Consider the following 18,678-nt stretch of genomic DNA (forward strand, 5'->3'; position numbering starts at 1 on the left):
TTTCGATCAATAAGATAGCTCTAATTAAAATTATATTGAAACACTACATTAAACGAATAGGTATCCGCAATGGAATTGAAGTTGGCATTCGGGTTTATGCCTAGTGCAAAGCTACCGATAGGGTAGTACAGCAGTTTTGCCCGTAGTGGAAAACCTATGGTATTATCGGGTATATTGACAAAAAACGGATTAGGACCTCTTTCCACATTATAAACAAATAGACCTACTCCTACATGACCTTCTAAAACTAGTTTTGTGTCAAAAGACCATATTCTACCGTAGGTAACATTAAACTCATAGAAATCTTCATTGGCGCCGATGTCGGTTAAATTGAGTCCGGAGTTGAGATATAAAGAGATAATATGGTCGTTTACAATAGCCGAGAAGTCTAGGTTAATGCCAAGACCTCTATTAGTATGATTGGTATCGGCCGTGGCGATACCTGCTCCAAAACTAAGAGCATGTACTTTTAGTTTTTTGTCTTGCGCAAAAAGGGTAGTGCTGGTAATGAATATAAAGAAGAGGAGCACTACTAATCTAAGGGGTCGTGATTTCATAGCTTCTAATTTTAGGAAAGTAAATACCAGTTTATCAATAAAACCTAAGGTACGATACCTGCGAAAGCAGTGCATGCATCTTCACGAAAATAACATTACCATATACGTTTAAAACAGCGCCGAAATTTGACTTCTCCCTACAATTTAATTCAAATTTTCTAGAATCCCAAAAAGCACCAATATAAATAAGTGTGCTGAATATCAGCCCGTAAGATTTTTAAAGAGGACTAAATTAGGTGTAAAAACCTATTTTTTTTAAGTGTTACTCATCAATTTCAGCATCTGGTAATTCTAAAATGGTGGATGTCGATAAGGCATTGCCCGCAATACCTTTAATAGACCCGAAAAGTACGTTTATATTTTCTTGTACGCCCCAAATCTGCTTTTCACGAACGGCAAAATTCTTGAACGCCGCTTTCTTTTCATAGTTCAATTGCTTGATCATAGAATCGTAGTTCTCGATAATTCTATTAATGTTCTGCACGAACTCGTTACTGGTTAGGTATGAGTACAAAAGTTCCATTTTATCGCCCTTGTTCTCGTCAGATGATTTTATCGATTGTGTTTTCAGCAATAACTCCCGTAATACGAGCGACACACTTTTTACCTCGTTAAATCCGCAGATCCAAACACCGTTCTTTTCACCGAAGCGGTCCATGTCTGGCGGAAAGGTCTCGGTAACAATTACGGCAATATCTGCCTTGCAATTAATTTGGTCTTGCTTCAGTTTATTGATCCAATCGTTACTGAAATTCTTGGTGCGTTTGCTTTCGTAAACAATAGAACCACAGGTTTGTTGTAACGAATTTATAACCGTTTGTATGCAATCTGCGCCACGAATACCTTTACCGATTTCATCGATTTCATCGAAAGGGTACGTTGCCCTTAAAAGCTCTTCAAGTGCCAATTCTTGTACCTCACCTTGCATTTGCATAGAACCTTGTTCGGCCTTACGCTTCATTTCATCGATTAGCTTTCTTTGGTCGTCCAGTTGCTTTTGGTATTCCTTCTCTTTCAGCGCCATCGACTCCCGTTCTTTGGCCTTGGCTTTTTCTTCTATTTCGGTCTGTTTTTCGAGCAATTCTTTTTGTACGTTTAGTTTAAGGTCCTCGGCCTTTTCCTTTAGTTCGTTCTCACGTTTTAGCAAATCGATTTCTTGCGAACGTAAGACCCGGTTTTCCTCTTTCTTTTTCTCGTTCTCTTGCTGTAGGGCTTTTAATTGTTGCTCAAAAGTCTCGTTGGTCAGTTTTTGTATTTTCTCCGATTCTTTGGCAAGGCGTTGTTCAAGCTTTTCTTTGAACAGTTCGTTCTCTTTTTCCTTTTTCTTCTCGAACTCCTCTTTTTCAAGTGCGAGTTTACCACGTTCTTTATTGAAAATTGCAGCCTGCTCAGCAACTTTACGCTCGTATTCGGCTTTAAAATGCGCTTGCATTTTACCCGAAAGTGCTTCTTCTACATCAAATTCGTGCCCACAATTCGGACATTTTATTTTATCTACCATGTTGTTTAAATACGTTTGCGTTGTGGGTACCTCAGTCGTTCGCGTATGAAATAAGACCAGTGTATAAAGATATAAACCTATATACGGTTAAGCAATAGTTAGTGCTATAGTTTTCAACACTTCGCTAAGAAGATACCAAATGCACGGTGCTATATATTTTTGGAATACTGACAAATGTCATATGTTGCCTTGTCATGGAATAATAAATTTGTTCGAATTTAAATCACCGACCTATGATTTTACAGATGATACCTCTTGTTAACTGGAGCTATGGCGTTATTCTCATTGCCATTTTCGGAGCCGTATGTTTAGGGCTTGTACTTATCGTACTTAGTTTAATGAAGAACGACAAGAAAAAGGAGGAGTAACTGCTTGGTTTTTTTTCATGTGTTCAGTTAAATATAATAAGTCCACCTCCAAAATTCACTCGAAGTGACAAGCTGACTTAATATAAAATGGCTCACAGGAGCTGAACAAAGAACGGTCTGTCAGTTCGAGTATTTTCTATAAGAAAATGTATCGAGAACAGGTTTGGAACACGCATAGGTTTCTTTATACCCTCTTCAATGGCAAACAGGCTCAATTTATGAAACGCGTAAAATTTTCTCCATCTTGCGGCCCTTTGCTAACTCATCTACCAGCTTGTCTAAGTATCTTACTTTTTGGGTTAAAGGGTTTTCAATTTCCTCGATCCTATAACCACAAATAACACCGGTAATGTATTGGGCATTCAAATTTAATGTGGCATGCTCAAAAAAAGATTCAAAAGTTGCTTTTTCATCTATTAGCGCTTGTAATCTGTTTTCATTAAACCCTGTAAGCCATTCAATTACATGGTTCAATTCTTCTTTGGTTCTACCTTTTTTCTCAACCTTTGCAACGTAATGTGGATACACCGAAGCAAATATCATTTTTGCAATACGTTCATCGTGATGGCTTGTTGATTTCATGAAGAAAAGTTTTAGGTTCTTATATTTAATTACCACTAAATGGAGTGCCGAATATTCCCACTGCGAGTTCCATCCAAATAAGTATTAAAACACTAAAAATAGCTACTAGTAAAACCAGTTTGTAGGCCTTATACTTTATTTTTCTCGTTACAATTTCGATAGCGAAACCAGCTGCGAATAAAAGACCTCCGGCGATTATGAAATCGGTTATGGTCCAATGTACTTCATTGGTGAACTGCATGGCTATTAAAGGTACTAGTAATATAACCAATGGAAAAAGTACAATAGGTATACGTCTATTCTTTTGCATAATCTTAGAATATAGCATTATAGAAAGTCATAGTATTGTTCAACACGTACATATTCTGTTTTTTAAACACCCAAATGGTAAGGGAGCGTACGTTGCTTGTTTTACTGCAAGTTAAAAAAAATGTTCAAAATTTTCTTATATCATTGAAATTCAAGGAAGAGTGTTTCGTTTTTGTTTGGAAAAATAGTTTTGGTGTTTCGACTGCGCTTACATGCTAGATAGCTATCAAGAACTGGATTGTTATACCAAAGCAAAACTATATTCAAGGTGATAAACTTCATTTTGTCTGTTAGGATATCGAGCTATTATGTTCAAATAGGAGTTTATACAAAACTATAAGATTCCGGTTTACATTTAAAAGTTCTAAAAGTTCTTTGCAATCTATAATAGGTTTATAAGATAATTAGGATTGAACAATTATTCATCGAGTTTCATTAGCGCTATATTTTTGAATTCTATAGGATGACCCTCTGCCTGAAGTGCGATAAAACCTTCGCTTATAATTTTTGGGTGACCATTTTTCATGAGTTCTCTAGCAAATTCATCAGTGTCATCATATTGTGGTTTAGAGTATTCTAGAACTACTTGACCATTGATCTTGTGTATTATTTTTTCGCTGCCATGAACTTCAATTTCCATCTTTACCCAACTACTATCGTTTATAGCCGGATAGCTAGAATTTGTACAATGTTGTGTAATTAAACTGTCATGCATTACCATATGAGTGCCTGCTGTGCATACATTGCCGGTAAAGCGCTCTGTTTTACCATCACCTCCAAGTATTTGGGCTTCAACGGCAACTAACAATTTTTGGTCTAGTGGCAGTTCGGATGGATGTGGAGAATGGTATTTGATACCACTATTTTTAAAGGCCCAATTGGGCGAACCAGGAACGGACTTTCCTAAAAAGCGATATTCTAACCGCAACCTATAATGTGAGAGCTTTTCCTTATAAAAAATATGTCCAAAATTGTCGTCAAAATTGTTGTAGTCATCATAAGAGACAATCAACTTACCATTTTTTGCTTGGAAAGTATTCAGATAGTTTTTTCCATATGCTTCACCCGTGAATTTGGGCGACCATCCCTTTAGGTCTTTACCGTTAAAAATAGATATCCATTCACTATCCTTTTTCTGTGTACAAGAACTGGTTAAAATACAAACAACAAGTATAATCGTGTAAGAGAGCTTTTTTGTTTTGATCATTTTAAATATTCCAATTAACAATTAATAATGTTCTTATTTCAGAGTTCATTTTTTAACCTATTGCCAAAAAGGACCTACTTGCTAATGGTATAAAATTCGTTCCTTTTCAGTACTTCCTAAGCTTTGTTTTCTTTGAGGATTTTCTTTGACATGGCCTGCCCATTAAATTTACAGGTTTGCCTCGGTATTTTAGTAAACTTTCCATAAATAAAGGGTTTTATGTTATTTTGAGTTTATGTCGTTGTAGCGAATTTTTAAGGGTACAGGAATAAAAAAGCCCCAGAAGAATAGGTCTACTGAGGCTTTAGCTTGAATGTTGAGTAATTATTTGTATTTTTTTACGCGAACATCGTCAATAACACCGTTCCAGTTTAATCCGTATGCAAAATCATACGAATTGCCATCGGCATCAGTGTAAGGTTTCATATCTCTTGGTACATCTTCAAATTGTGCTTCTACGGTCAACATATCTGCAGGCATTTGAAAAGGGAGTAGGGCAGAGGGTTCGGCAGCTCCTGTAATAATTTCCATTAATGCTTGATCTTGTACACCCATGTGTACCAATATAGCCGCGGCACTATTTTCGATTTCAGAGAATATCATTGGTTTGCCAGCTTTAACCGATACAATTACAGGTTTATCGTCCATTTTTGCCTTAGTGTCGTTTACCAAGTCCATATCGGTCGTATTAATGGTGTTTACAGATTTACCTTTATAAGTTCGGTTCGTAAAACCTTCTAACGGGCTTCCTCCTGCTAAACTTACTTCGCGAGCCGTATCTGCTGTATAGCTACCATATTGTAAGCTAATAGGTACATACCCGTTGCCACCATTTTCTAAATCGGTACGGTTGTAACCAACCCCACCATCTGGACTATAAATACCGACTAAGGCAAAATCTGCTTCTTCTGGTGTTTCAACAACATCAAAATATTTGGCAACGACTTCCATATTAAAAGCGTCTACAGTTTTTGGTTCAGATGTAATTCCCCACCAATTTGTGCTTGGTGCAATATAGCGTTGAGGTACATATACCTTCTTTTTATTTTGAATAGGTAAAATTTTGTTATGGTTCTTCAACATCACAATCGATTTTAATTGTGCTTCGTAACCTGCTTTCATAAATTCACTATTACCAACAATTTTTTCGGTTTCGGCAACATTCAAATAAGGGTTTTCGAAAAGTCCTACCCTAAATATATTTGTAAGTAAACGAACTGCAGATGCTTCGAATCGTGTTCGCATTGCCTCTTCGCCATGTTCTTTAACACCCATTTTATAAGCCTCTAAAACAGGCCCCATATCATTATTGCCGCCAAATTGGTCCATACCGGCAGCTATTGCCTTGTAATGACGTTCAGCTTCTGTAATCGTTTCCACCCCCCAAGGTTTGCCTTCAAATTTATCAACTGCAGATACATCGCGGGTTATTCCCCAATCGGTACAAAGAACACCATCATAGCCATATTCGCCCCGTAATATATCAGTAATTAAATACTTATTATACCCGTTGGCAACATTTTCGCCTTCACCATCAGAAATAGTATAGTAGGGCATAACAGCAGCGGCTTTTTTAGTTGGGCCATTCAATTTAAAAGCACCCTCTGTAAAAGGTTGCATATGGTCTTTAATATTCTTTCCAGGATATACGGCATATGCACCATAGCCAAAATGACCATCGCGGCCACCTTCTTCCGGTCCTCCACCAGGCCAATGTTTTACCATGGCATTTACGCTTTGCATACCCCAATCGCCACCCTCGGTAGATTGAAATCCGTCAACATAGGCACGAGCCATATCGGTAGCTAAATTCGGGTCTTCTCCCATGGTACCATCAAAACGGCTCCATCTCGGTTCTGTCGCCAAATCGATTTGTGGAGATAGTGCCGTAGCAATACCTAATGCTCTGTATTCTTTTGAACCTATCTCGCCGAATTGTTTCATTATTTCGGGGTCGAAAGAAGCAGCAATACCTAACGTACCTGGCCACATAGAAATAGCGCCGCCTGCACCTGCATTAAATTCTGCATAAGAATCGCTACCATGGCGAGGGTCTGAGCTCGTGTTGACAGGTATGCCTAAATATAGGCCTTCAGCAAAAGCTTGTGCGTTATTGTTCCATTGTGCCGAAACAGCCGGACTCTCAACCGAAGTTATCAAGACATGACGTAAATGGTCGTCATTAAGAAATTTCTTTTGCTCGTCAGATAAGTCACTGGCCACGGCACCGCTTTCTGGGAAGGCCTTGCCGTTATACATGGAAGATCCGAAACCACGACTACTACCTGGTAAAGACTGGTGTGAGCTGTACAGCATAAGACCTGCAATATCTTCAAGGCTCATTTGGCGCGCTAAGTCTTTTGCTCTTTCATCTACGGGTAAACGCCAATCTTCATAAGCGTCCAACGTACCATTTTTATTCAAATCTTTAAAGGCATAGCGGTCTTGGGCTATGATCTTAACACCCGATGCATTAGAATATCCTAAGGTTGCACCCTCAGTATTCGATACTAGAGTTACCCCGTCTTTAATTTCGGATGTATATTTTTCGCCACAGCTGGTTAAGAGTGCTCCTCCGATGAACGCTGTTAGCAAACCAATATTCATTCTATTTTTCATTATTCTAATTTTAATTGTTAGCTACGATTTCAAAAAGTTCCTTGTCTAGCTGAGGTTTAACATCACACGTAACATCGAAATGCATGGTGGCCGTATTGCTACTATTATATTTAGGCCATTCTGGAAGGTTCATATAATTTGGATTTCCTGTTTTTGCAAAATTGATCCATGCGCCGCTCATTTTATCAGCTAGAACATGAGCCTCTTCACCACCACCGGTCATTTGATTGGCATGGTTGATATTATCGAAAACAAAAGGTAGTTCCATACAGTGAAGCGCTTTATACTTTCCATCAAAAACTGGAGATTGCCATGTAAATATGTACATGTATACTGGGGCTCCACCTTCTATTGCAGCCTTCTCATTGGCTTGAACTACTGCACCAGGTCTAAACATAGTGTCAATATCTAAGAGGTCTTTAGGATCTGTGTCATTTGGATATGCCTTTTTGGCCGCTTGGATATAAGCGTCTGCTTTATCTTTATAGGTATCCTTAATATGTTTTAAAATAGTTTCTTCGGATGCACCTGTAAAACGCATATTTGCAAATGGTGCAAATTCATTTTTTGCAGTACCGATCATCAACGGAATATCTTTTGATAAGGCTAAAGCTTCTTTGCTGTTTGGTTGAAATGGTAAGTCATTACCATCTCTGCTTGGGCCCCAACTTAAGCCAAAACCGATTACAGGTTTTCCTTCGGCTTTCATTTTTTCAGCGACAACACCAAGTGCTTTGGAGCTTGCATCGGCCAATATCTCAAAAGGGATGTTTTGAATACTATCTACACTATTAGCATTTAACCCAAGAATAGCAATGGTTTCTTCTGAAATACGTTGGGTATCTTCTTTTTCTAACATGGCGCTTCTAAATGCACCACTTTGGTTAATGGCTTTATGGAACAACCCTTTTGCCTTTGGCATTGCCATAAGCGTATTCACTTTGGCACCACCGCCAGATTGACCAAATATCGTTACATTATTAGGATCACCGCCAAAATTGGCAATATTGTTCTTCACCCATTCTAGGGCCTTTACCATATCTAAAATACTATTGTTGGCAGAATGTTGGTACTTTTCACCATATGCTGATAGGTCAAGGAAGCCTAAAACATTCAAACGATGATTGATGGAAACAACTACCACATCTCCTTTTTTTGCCAAGTTTCCACCATCGTAGGAAGGAAGTTCATGACTTGATCCTGCTGTAAAACCGCCACCATGAATCCAGAAAAGAACTGGTCTTTTTTTTGCGTTAGACGCTTCGGGCGTCCAAACATTCAAGCTTAGGCAATCTTCATTTGGGAATCCCCAATCATGGTCGAATACAAATTCAGACTCATCCTGAATGGAAGTGGTAGGATTTAGTAATGGTGCCACTGGCCCGTACATGGTCGTACTTTTTACGCCTTCCCATTTTGTTGGACTTTCTGCCGCTTCGAACCTTTTTGCCTGTGCGTATGGTATACCTTTGTAGGTAGTGATTTCGTTATGAACATAGCCTCGAACTTGGCCGAATTCTGTTGTAGTTGCCGGAACTTGTGATCCTGTAAGTACCACGTCTTGAGCAGAAATTATCGAACTCAATAACGTAACGACCATTAAGGCCTTTAATTGCATATAGTTTTTCATTTGGTTGTATGTTAATTAAGAGTTGTAAATATTTTGATTTAGATAATCATTTTTGAATTTTCCCATAGGGTCAAACTGCTTTGCTAACCCAATAAATTCGGAATACTTTGAATATCGAGAATGTAAATTAGCTGGGTCTATACTAAATATTTTCCCCCAATGTGGGCGAAAATCAAATGGTTCAAGTTCTTTTTCAATGATTTTTATTAATTCGCCAACCTCTTTTGGGTTTTGCTCCCAGGTAAAATGTATGGCCAAACAATCTTGTTTATAGCAAGGGCTCATCCAAAGCTCATCTGCTGCTATAGTCCGTATTTCGGTAATCATTAATTGAGGTTTGAACTGTTCTCCTATTTTTTCTAAAGCTAGAATAGCGTCTAGTGCTTTTTCACGTGGAATAAAGAATTCAGATTGTAACTCTTTACCACTACTTGGTGTGAAACCCATTTTAAAATGTGGTAAGCGATCAAACCATGGCCCGGGTACGCCCATTTGTTCTGTACAATTTTCGGCAGATAGTTCTGTGATTGGATGTAAATTTCTTGTTGCTGCTGTAGCACCATAATAATCGGAGCCTAAGTTTTTTATTTCTTGGTCTACTCTTCTTTTTACCCAAACTTGACTTATATTCTGGTCTTGCCAATCTGTAAAAAGACTAACGCTATACCCACCCGAGAGTATAGCGTTAAAATTGTCTTTTAAAGATTCTAAGGGAAGGTTTTGAAACACATCTTGCCTAACATTAAAGGTTTTTTCAATCTCCAATGTCATTTTTGTAATGATACCTAAGGCACCCAAACTAACTACACAGGCATTGAGAAGTTCATTATTTTTCGTTTTGCGAATTTGAACTATTTCCCCTTTTCCATTAACCAATTCAATGGCGACTACTTTGGTGGCCAAATTGCCATTGGTGACCCCAGATCCATGTGTTGCAGTTGCACAAGCGCCTGCTACTGAAATATGAGGCAAAGATGCAAGGTTATGTAAAGCATACCCCTTATCATGAAGTTCTGTAGCAAAATCACCATATTTAGCTCCGGCACCTACTGTCACGGTCATGGCCATTTCATCTAAGTCAATAATTCCTTTAAGGTTTTTCGTTGAAATCTGGTTTAAAGGACTATCAGCAATGTTATTAAAACAATGACAAGAACCTAAGGCCTTTTGAGAATCTAGTTTCTTGACCAATGCTTGTACTTCTTCAACGGTTGATGGTTCAAAAAGATTATCTGCAGTATAAGTATAGTTTCCAGCCCAATTTTTTCTTACTAGGGCAGTAGCTTCTTCAGCAATTGTTTTCTTTTCATCCCTACAAGAAATCATAGGGAAAAGTGCAGTACCTGCTGCGAAAGTGGCCGATGACTTTATAAAATCTTTTCTTTTCATCTTATTTAAATTTATGTGCGATTAAAAAGAAAAAGCACAGCTGAAACTTTTATTTGAAACCTATTTCTTTAAGTCCGTCATGGCTAATTTTAATAGCTTCCAAAGGTTTTAATCCATCAAAAGTCATATCTTGTTCTACCATGTAATATTTCATACCTGATAGTTTTTTGTTATCCAAAATATTCTTGAAGTTTATTGAACCTTTACCTACAGGGGCAAATCTACCTTGATCATCCATATCCTTTACGTGCCAAATTTTGAAACGTCCTGGGTATTTGTTAAAATATGCAATAGGATTTGCTCCTGCTTTAGTAACCCAATATAAATCCATTTGAAAGTTCAATAATTTAGGATCTACATTCTCCAATAAGTAATCGATTGGAACTATACCATCGTTATTCTTCTTGAATTCAAAATCGTGGTTATGGTACAATAATTTTAATCCTGCGTTATTGGCTTTTTCACCTAGGGTAGTTAAAATCTTGGCCAAATCTTCTATGGATCCTTTCATGCCCATGCTCATTTTTTCTCTATTGAACTCGAACATACCCATTGGTGGTACAGGAATTACGAAATATTTGAAACCTGCAGCTTTTACATCGGCCATCATCTGGTCTGCATTCTCTAGGGTAACAGAACCTTGGTGTGTACTAATTGGCTTAAGCTTCAAAGAAGTTAGTAATTCTTTGAACTCTGCGGGACTCATATTGTAAAACTTACCATCTGCATATCCTGCAGCCTCAATATTTTTGAATCCGGCATCGGCAACAGCTTGTAATGTCGCTTTTGCATTGGTGCCCATGTCGTCTCTAACGGTGTATAGCGCTAGTCCGCCAAATTTCTTTTGTGCGTAGGTCGTTATCGTACCGCACATGAATATTGCGATTAGCGTACATTTTAAAATGTTGTTAAGTGTTGGTTTTTTCATCGTTGTTTTTTTAAGTGTTAGGATTAAGATTTTACTATTTATTTAAAGCTATATTGGTAAGGGGCTTTATGGGCCTTACCTTGAAAAAGTTTTTCGTGTCGTTCTAAAATGTCTAGTGATAGCATTTTTCTTTGAAATGTGGTACGTCTTAATTTCTGATCAAGAACAGCCTCGAAAACCATTTGTAATTGTTTCATGGTAAATTTTGATGGCAGAAGGTTCATACCAATCAACTTTTCGCTTAGATTGCTTCGAAGTACCTGCAAGGCTTTTTCCACAATATTATTATGATCCATCATTAATTTTGGAAGTTCATCTATTGCATACCAACCTATACTGTCTGAATACTCATCTGGTGTAGGACTTACTTCCTCGTAATTTATTAGTGCGTAGTACCCTACGGTATTAAAACGCTCTAACATCCAACTATTCTCTTTGGTATTATCATTATTTGCCGTTAGAATGCGTTTCATATGATCTGGGTCTGCACGTTCTACATTACCAAATATATAGAACTGGTCTAAGTAGACATTATCTAGACCGGTACGTTCCTTAACTCCTTGTTTTGCGGCATCATCTATGCTTTGGTCAATTTCTATGAAACCACCAGGTAGGGCGTATACCCCTGTGTTTTGGTATTCAAGAATGAGAATTTTAAGCAATTTGCCGTTAAAGCCAAAAATCACACAGTCAAAGGAAAGGTTTGGTATGAAATTCTTATTTTTTAATCCTTTCATTGGTTGATTTGCTAAATTATTAATAGCTATTTCAAATAAAGCATAAATAATAATGCAAACAAAGGATTATTGTCATAAAATGAGACAATAAGCAAATAGGGTGTATTTTGAATTGGAAAAGATTCATAATTAGCTATTAGCAACTAAATTTTCCTATAAAATCAGTTGCAGTTTTAGTATTGATTGATCAATAAGAACAATGTTAAAATTATACGCGAAAAGATTTGTCCGTTTTGTATTTGGTAATTAATAAATTCACACTTTATGCTTTAAATTTCCAGTCCTCGAGGGTTAATTGTATTGATATACTCACTGCTAAAAAGCCTAGTGTTATACTTTTAAAGAAAAAGTTTAATATTTACACTATTTCTTTAAGATTTATGAGTTGTTTTTGGGTTAATAAGGTTTTTTTAACTCTAAATTGCTATTTCTGAAAATTGCTAACTGTTCAGCTAACTTCAGAATGTTGTGGGTCTTGCTATAAAATTCGATGTCCATATAAGGTTTGAATAAAGAAAATTAAAATTGAGGTAAGTAATAAAAAATGGTTTTTAAAACATTATCAGTATATTTATGGGACTAATGCGAAAGATATAAAAACAGAAAAGCCCCTAAAAGGGGCTTCAAAGTGATCGCAGGAGGATTCGAACCTCCGACCGTCTGCTTAGAAGTTATATTTTTATAATTCATTAGGGTTAATAATATTTTATCAAAGTACTGTTTTATAGTACTTTGCAAATATAGTACTTAATTCTATTTCACAAAACTTCATTATTTTTCTGCACATTTTCTGCAAATTTTCTGTACACTTTGTATTTTTGATAAAGTAAAGAACAAAGAATGAGCAAAGAATATACACTTTCATTTTACTTTGATAGTAGAAGAAAGAAGGGTAAAAATACTTTTCCTTTAAAATTAAGGCTATACCACCCACCTAGTACCAAAGAAAAATTGTTTAGAACTGGTTACTATTTTACTGAAGCTGAATATAATCAAGCTGTAAAGCTTCAAATAAATAAAGGGGAAAAGAAGGCATCTAAAGAGCGAAAAGGGGAAATAGTAGAAATACTTCATGTTTTAAAAAGTAAAGCAAATACTATACTCAAGGACTTACCAGAATTTTCTTTTGAAGCTTTTGAAAGAAGGTATTATAATAAATCATCAAAATTAGACGTCTGTAATTATTATGAAGATTACATAAAACAATTAGAAACTAATAAAAAAGTTAGAACCGCTGAAGTTTACCGCCTTTCACTTCTAAGGCTTAAAACTTATTTAGAGTATAAGGGCAAACCAACAACCGAAATATCTTTTGAAACGGTTAACCCTAAATTTTTAGAGGGCTTTAAAAATTACTATTCAGATTTAGGGCGTACTAATGCAACAATAGGCATATATCTAAGACCTTTACGAACAATATTTAATCAAGCAATTAATGACCCAAATTCTGGGGTTAAAAAATCGCTTTATCCTTTTGGTAAAAAAACGGCAAAGAAATTTCAAATACCTTCTGGGTACAAAAAGAAAAAGGCACTTACCAAAGAACAATTAAAAATCTTATTTGAAGCTAAACCAGAAAACGAATATCAGAAAAGGGCAAAAGCATTTTGGTTCTTTAGTTACTTAGCTAATGGAATGAACTTAAAAGATATTGCCTTGTTAACCTATGGTGATTTAAACGGTAATGAAATAAGTTTTGAAAGGGCTAAGACCAGAACAGAACAAAGTACCGCTAAAGATGAGATTAAGGTAGTTTTACCGCCATTTGCAATGAAGGTCATTAAAGAATATGGCATAAGAAAGAATAAAAAAGAAAATTATATTTTTCCTATTCTTTCTAAAACTGATACACCTTTAGAGCAGTCTAATAAAATTAAAAATTTCAATCGTTTTGTAGGTCAACATATTAAGAAGTTGGCTATTGCAAATGGTTTACCCTCTGATATTTCAAGCTATTGGGCTAGACATAGTTTTGCAACCTTTGCCATTAATCACGGTGGTGCAAGTATGGAACTGGTTCAAGAAAGTTTAGGACATAAAAATATAAAGACTACCCAGAATTATTTTGCTGGTTTTACAACCGACGTAAAGAAGAAACTAAGTGAAAGTTTATTGAATTTTAATTGATGAGGTTATGAATGAAAAAATACTTTCCGATGAAGAAGTAAAAACCTTATTTGATGAGGTCATTGAACACCCTTTGTTTGTTTTGGAATTATCCGAATATGAAAAAAGTAAAATATTAGATATTGCCTTTAATGAAAAAAATCGAATAAGAATTCAAGCGACTACATTTTTAAATAATCCTTTAGATACCTCAATATTAAATAAAATGGAAGTCCTTAGGTTAAATTTGATATATGAATCTGATTTAATTGATAATCTAAAAGAGGTGCCAAAAGAAAATTGGTTGTATTATTTTTTAACTGAAATTAGTGAAAATGCAATTCCTTTAAAAGTTCTTTTTCAAAATCTAGGCTATAATTGGAATTTACAAAATGGACAAGTTAAATCAATTGAAGAACCTCAACCGGAATTTGAAGATTTAGAAATTGATATTGAAATTAATGATAATTGGAAAAAATTTATACAAGAAGGCAATAAGTTAAGCATAAGACAAATTGCTTTACTATGTGTTTATGAAGATATATTTCCAAGTTTAGATAAAGAAGGAACTGCAACTAAAATTGTGAAATTTCACGGCTTTAACTCTCCGACTTCTGGACAACAATTAAATCAACATTATAATAAAGTGAGAAAATCTAATGATAGAATTTTTGTGGCTGGTCAAAAAGCAATGAAAAATGATATTCAAAGAATCTTACCATTAATTTCAGATTTGAAAAAGTACTTAGCTTCAAATGATATTAGTGAATTAGAAAAAATAATGAATAAGGAATAAATATTTCAACCCCTTATCAACCCCTTACCACCTTCACTATTGACAAATATTTGTGTGTAATTAAAAATATACACAAATGGAAAACAATCCTTTTAAAACTATTAATGATAAGCTGGATATGCTTCAGTATTCATTTAACGAACTTCAAAATAATTCTGATGTATTGCCATTAGAAACCGATTTGCTAGATGTAAAACAAGCTTCTAAATTTTTGAAGCAGTCTGAAGGCACACTTTACAATAATGCTTTAAAAGGTACTATTCCAAGTTATAAGAAATTTGGTAAAAGGTATTTTTTAAAAAGTGAGTTGCTAGAATGGATTAAGAACGGCAAACATAAGACCAGGGGGCAAATTGCAGAAGATGTCAATAATGTTTTAAGCGGTCAAAAGAAGGTAACTAAAACAGAAAGGCAGATTGAGCAAATAAACCAGCACAATAAAAAAAAGGGGCAAAGAAATAAAGAACCTCTTAACGCCCCCAGTAAAGAACAGGGCAAAGATACCGATTTTTCGAATATTGAAAACGGTAAATAATGAACCCGAAATTCAATAATGAAATTTTAAAAAAAGGGTTAAAGACCAGTAAAGGACTTACCACGGCTGAAGTAACTGCACAACTAAAGGCAGATGCTGAAAAGGCAAAATCTAAAAAGGGGCTTTTTGTAGTTAAAAAGGCTTCACAATGGATTGATGAAGCTAAGAACCGCCCAACACCTAAGATGTTGTTTAGTGAGTTTTGGCATGAAGGGGAACTATGTATTCTTTTTGCAGATACTAACGTTGGCAAAAGTATTTTGGCGGTACAGATCGGCAATAGTATTGCTCTGGGGCAACCTATGCAAGGTTTCAAAATGGAAGCTGAAAGGCAAAAGATTCTTTATTTGGATTTTGAACTTTCAGACAAACAATTCGAGGTTAGATATTCTGTAAATTATAAAAATCACTATCAATTCATTGATAATTTTCTAAGGGCTGAAATAGATTCAGATACTGAAGGAACTAACGGCAAATTTGAAGAATTTCTTCACGCTTCATTAGATGCTATGTTAAATGAAGAACGGGCAAAAATTCTGATAGTAGATAATATTACCTATTTGTCTAGTGAAACCGAAAAGGCTAAAGATGCTTTACCATTAATGAAGCAATTGAAAAAGCTTAAAACAAAATACAACCTTTCAATTCTCGCTTTGGCGCATACCCCCAAAAGAGACCAGCACAAACCAATTACTAAAAATGATTTACAAGGTTCTAAGATGCTAATAAACTTTTGTGATTCATCTTTTGCAATTGGCGAATGTGAAACCGAAAAAGGTGGTAGGTATTTAAAGCAGATTAAGGCTAGAAATACGGAGTTCATTTTTGATTCAAATAATGTAGCAGTTTGCCAAATAGCGAAACCTAATAACTTTTTAATGTTTCAATTTCAGTACTACAATAACGAATTTGATTTACTAATGAACCGTGATAACTCTTTTGAAGATAAAAAGGTGTTGGCTAGGCAGATGAAAGAAGAAGGTCATACTATTTACGCTATTGCTGAAAAATTACAAGTTTCAAAAAGCTTTGTAAGTGATAGCACAAAAGACATAACTCATAAAAAAGGGCGGAACAGGGCAATAAAAAAAGATGACAACGATAACAGTTCAACCCTTAATCTTATTTGATAAGTCCGCCATAAGTCCGCCTTCATGGACAAAATAAATAGGGTATAAGCAATTGATAACCAATTATTTAAAAGATTATTTTTTTGCTAAGTCCATAGTCCATGAACTAACTAAAGTTTAAGGCTAAGTTTTTAAATATAAAACTCATGGACAATGGACTTGTTAAAGACTTAACCATTTAAGTAATTGAAAATCAATAAGATATAACTAATAAATATTGTCCATGCTCATGGACTTACACGGACAAATGAACAATGATTTCAGATATATTTTAGAACCGTACAAAGGTAATGCTACAAGGCATATTTGCCCCCAATGCCAAAAGAATAAACAGTTTACACTATACATTGACCAGCAAACGGGGCAACCACTTTCTAAGCTTGTAGGGTTGTGTAATAGGGCGGTAAATTGTGGGTATCACTACACCCCAAAACAGTTTTTTCAAGACAACGAAGAACTTAACCCAGATAATAAAAGCAATAAACTAAAGGTATCTACTAAGCTAGTTAAACCTAAAAAGCAAAAACCTATTTCATTGATACAGTTTAATATATTGGAACGGACTTTAAAGGCATATGAACAAAACCATTTTGCACAATTTTTAATAGAGAGGTTAGGCAAAACAATTGCTGAAGAAGTTGCTGGGCTATACTATTTGGGAACTTCTAAACATTGGAAAGGGGCAAATGTATTTTGGCAGATTGATATTGAAGGGCGTATAAGAACTGGAAAAGTAATGCTTTACAATTCTAGTACTGGTAAAAGGGTAAAAGAACCTTTTCCACATATCAATTGGATTCATAAAATTTTAAAGTATAAAGATTACAACCTCAACCAATGCCTATTTGGTGAACATCTTTTAAGTATGTACCCAGATAAACAAATTGCAATTGTCGAAAGTGAAAAGACTGCAATGTTATGCGCTGGGCATATGCCAAATATAAATTGGTTGGCTTCTGGAAACCTCAACAATTTAAGTGCTAAAAGATTACAATGTTTAAAAGGTAGAAAAGTAATGCTTTACCCAGATGCTGGGGCGTTTAATATTTGGAATGATAAGGCTAAGACCCTAAATGATATTGCAACCTTCACGGTATCAGATTTAATTGAAACCAGAGCGACCCCCGAACAATTAAAACAGGGTTATGATATGGCAGACTATCTAACTAGTAAACCTTTAAAGTCCATAGGGCGCAAAGAATGCGGACATAACCTAACACCTTCAAAAGAAGATTCATTAGAAGTAGGTCAGAGGGCAATCAATGAAGATGAGGTTAACGATACCTTCTTTGATGAACTTCAGCAAGATAAGAACCCAATAAAAATAGCGGTCTGGGCTATTGATGAATTAGAAGTTTTCTTTAAAAATGTTTCACTACCAGAAGAACCAATTAAGCTTGATTGTATTGGTGTTATTAAAGATTTGCAAAAGTTTATTGAAAGTCATTTAAGTATAGTAAAACTTCACAACGGTATAGAAATATATAAACCGTACTACGATAGGTTGATACAACTAAAGAAATATCTGTATAGAAATGACTAAGGGGTATATGGGGGCAAAACACAAAAGCATCAAGCAGTTATACATCGCCACCTAGTAACAATTATACTCTTTTAAATTTTTAGAGGGGGGGGGTTAAAAGATTAGTTTATGAATATTGATAAAATAAAACGTTTATCATTCTGGGAAAATTACCCAGATGTAATTTTATTAAGGTTGCAAGAAGGTTGGTATTTACAAGCTTATGAAGCTGAAATTGTTTTGAGTGAATTCAATTTTAAATTTTCAGACAAAATATATAAGTCTGATAAAACAAAATTAATATCAACTGTCATATCTAATGGTAAAAGCAAAGAAGATACTTATACCTTATTTCTTCCTTTAGATTGTTTGGTATCATTCATAATTTAGTTAGAAGAAAACAAACCGCCTTTAAAGGGCGGTTTTTGCTTTACTTAAATTAATAGACCGTAATACTAAGAAATTGCCAAAGGTTCGCTAAACGGTTTTATATAAGATTCATAAGCTATTTTAAAACTGTTATAGTTACAGTATTTATATACTTTAAATAAATCAAAGTGTTTTTGATTGATATGGTTAAAACATTCTTCAGTATTTCCATACTTTGGCTTTCCATTTTCTTTTGACCCCAATTCTTTAAAATATAGCTTTATAAATCCTGAAGGACTTGCTAATGTGCGCATAATGTCTACCCGTTGGCGCATTTTTTGAATGCTGGCTTTACTGTTTAACTGCTTTTTTGATTTTGAATTTTTCATTTGT

At 35.3% G+C, this 18,678-nt stretch carries 18 protein-coding genes; 7 read left to right on the forward strand and 11 right to left on the reverse strand.

The features are described 5' to 3' along the window. Positions 1 to 20: 20 nt before the first annotated feature. A complete protein-coding gene (locus AACZ49_RS02205; RefSeq protein WP_339651127.1) occupies positions 21 to 557 on the reverse strand; it encodes a hypothetical protein in 537 nt (178 codons plus the stop codon). A gap of 262 nt (positions 558 to 819) precedes the next feature. Next, positions 820 to 2,058, reverse strand: coding sequence for a DUF2130 domain-containing protein (locus AACZ49_RS02210; protein WP_339651129.1), 1,239 nt, complete (start codon positions 2,056 to 2,058; stop codon positions 820 to 822). Positions 2,059 to 2,291: 233 nt separating this feature from the next. Here AACZ49_RS02210 and AACZ49_RS02215 point away from each other — a divergent pair, with 233 nt between their 5' ends. Next, complete coding sequence (locus AACZ49_RS02215) at positions 2,292 to 2,426, forward strand: hypothetical protein (RefSeq protein WP_339651131.1); 135 nt, start codon at positions 2,292 to 2,294, stop codon at positions 2,424 to 2,426. 216 nt (positions 2,427 to 2,642) lie between these two features. On the opposite strand, the gene AACZ49_RS02220 is transcribed toward AACZ49_RS02215, so the two are convergent. The 8 genes from AACZ49_RS02220 to AACZ49_RS02255 all read right to left on the reverse strand — a co-directional run bounded on the left by AACZ49_RS02220 (position 2,643) and on the right by AACZ49_RS02255 (position 11,827). Next, positions 2,643 to 3,008 carry a DUF2200 domain-containing protein gene (locus AACZ49_RS02220; protein WP_339651132.1) on the reverse strand — a complete coding sequence of 122 codons (366 nt, stop codon included), beginning with the start codon at positions 3,006 to 3,008 and terminating at the stop codon, positions 2,643 to 2,645. 25 nt (positions 3,009 to 3,033) lie between these two features. Beyond that, a complete protein-coding gene (locus tag AACZ49_RS02225) occupies positions 3,034 to 3,318 on the reverse strand; it encodes a hypothetical protein (RefSeq protein WP_339651135.1) in 285 nt (94 codons plus the stop codon). 417 nt (positions 3,319 to 3,735) lie between these two features. After that, a complete protein-coding gene (locus tag AACZ49_RS02230; RefSeq protein ID WP_339651136.1) occupies positions 3,736 to 4,524 on the reverse strand; it encodes a DUF1080 domain-containing protein in 789 nt (262 codons plus the stop codon). 324 nt (positions 4,525 to 4,848) lie between these two features. Continuing rightward, a complete protein-coding gene (locus AACZ49_RS02235) occupies positions 4,849 to 7,143 on the reverse strand; it encodes a glycoside hydrolase family 3 N-terminal domain-containing protein (protein WP_339651138.1) in 2,295 nt (764 codons plus the stop codon). 10 nt (positions 7,144 to 7,153) lie between these two features. After that, a complete protein-coding gene (locus AACZ49_RS02240) occupies positions 7,154 to 8,773 on the reverse strand; it encodes a carboxylesterase family protein (RefSeq protein WP_339651142.1) in 1,620 nt (539 codons plus the stop codon). Between the two features lie 15 nt (positions 8,774 to 8,788). Further along, positions 8,789 to 10,162, reverse strand: coding sequence for a D-arabinono-1,4-lactone oxidase (locus AACZ49_RS02245; protein ID WP_339651145.1), 1,374 nt, complete (start codon positions 10,160 to 10,162; stop codon positions 8,789 to 8,791). A gap of 49 nt (positions 10,163 to 10,211) precedes the next feature. After that, positions 10,212 to 11,036 (reverse strand): sugar phosphate isomerase/epimerase, encoded by an 825-nt coding sequence (locus AACZ49_RS02250; RefSeq protein WP_339651445.1) that lies wholly within the window; start codon positions 11,034 to 11,036, stop codon positions 10,212 to 10,214. A gap of 92 nt (positions 11,037 to 11,128) precedes the next feature. After that, positions 11,129 to 11,827 (reverse strand): NUDIX domain-containing protein, encoded by a 699-nt coding sequence (locus AACZ49_RS02255; protein ID WP_339651148.1) that lies wholly within the window; start codon positions 11,825 to 11,827, stop codon positions 11,129 to 11,131. Positions 11,828 to 12,667: 840 nt separating this feature from the next. Between AACZ49_RS02255 and AACZ49_RS02260 the strand changes: the two genes are divergently transcribed. From AACZ49_RS02260 to AACZ49_RS02285, 6 genes are all read left to right on the forward strand, one after another. Continuing rightward, positions 12,668 to 13,954 carry a site-specific integrase gene (locus tag AACZ49_RS02260; protein WP_339651150.1) on the forward strand — a complete coding sequence of 429 codons (1,287 nt, stop codon included), beginning with the start codon at positions 12,668 to 12,670 and terminating at the stop codon, positions 13,952 to 13,954. Positions 13,955 to 13,961: 7 nt separating this feature from the next. Further along, the gene (locus AACZ49_RS02265) at positions 13,962 to 14,729 is read left to right on the forward strand and encodes a hypothetical protein (protein WP_339651152.1); all 768 of its coding nucleotides are present in this window, start codon (positions 13,962 to 13,964) and stop codon (positions 14,727 to 14,729) included. A gap of 76 nt (positions 14,730 to 14,805) precedes the next feature. After that, positions 14,806 to 15,264: a helix-turn-helix domain-containing protein gene (locus AACZ49_RS02270; RefSeq protein WP_339651155.1), complete on the forward strand. Its 459-nt coding sequence runs from the start codon at positions 14,806 to 14,808 to the stop codon at positions 15,262 to 15,264. Beyond that, positions 15,264 to 16,394, forward strand: a complete 1,131-nt coding sequence (locus tag AACZ49_RS02275; RefSeq protein ID WP_339651158.1) for an AAA family ATPase — start codon at positions 15,264 to 15,266, stop codon at positions 16,392 to 16,394. The genes AACZ49_RS02270 and AACZ49_RS02275 overlap by 1 nt, the downstream gene beginning before the upstream one ends. 223 nt (positions 16,395 to 16,617) lie before the next feature. After that, positions 16,618 to 17,937 (forward strand): DUF6371 domain-containing protein, encoded by a 1,320-nt coding sequence (locus tag AACZ49_RS02280; protein WP_339651161.1) that lies wholly within the window; start codon positions 16,618 to 16,620, stop codon positions 17,935 to 17,937. Positions 17,938 to 18,045: 108 nt separating this feature from the next. After that, on the forward strand, positions 18,046 to 18,306 hold the full coding sequence (locus AACZ49_RS02285; protein ID WP_339651164.1) for a hypothetical protein: 261 nt from the start codon (positions 18,046 to 18,048) through the stop codon (positions 18,304 to 18,306). A 65-nt stretch (positions 18,307 to 18,371) separates the two neighbouring features. Here the strand turns inward: AACZ49_RS02285 and AACZ49_RS02290 are convergent, their stop codons facing one another. Continuing rightward, complete coding sequence (locus AACZ49_RS02290) at positions 18,372 to 18,674, reverse strand: hypothetical protein (RefSeq protein WP_339651166.1); 303 nt, start codon at positions 18,672 to 18,674, stop codon at positions 18,372 to 18,374. Positions 18,675 to 18,678 lie beyond the last annotated feature (4 nt).

Source organism: uncultured Maribacter sp. (assembly GCF_963975365.1).
GTDB lineage: Bacteria > Bacteroidota > Bacteroidia > Flavobacteriales > Flavobacteriaceae > Maribacter.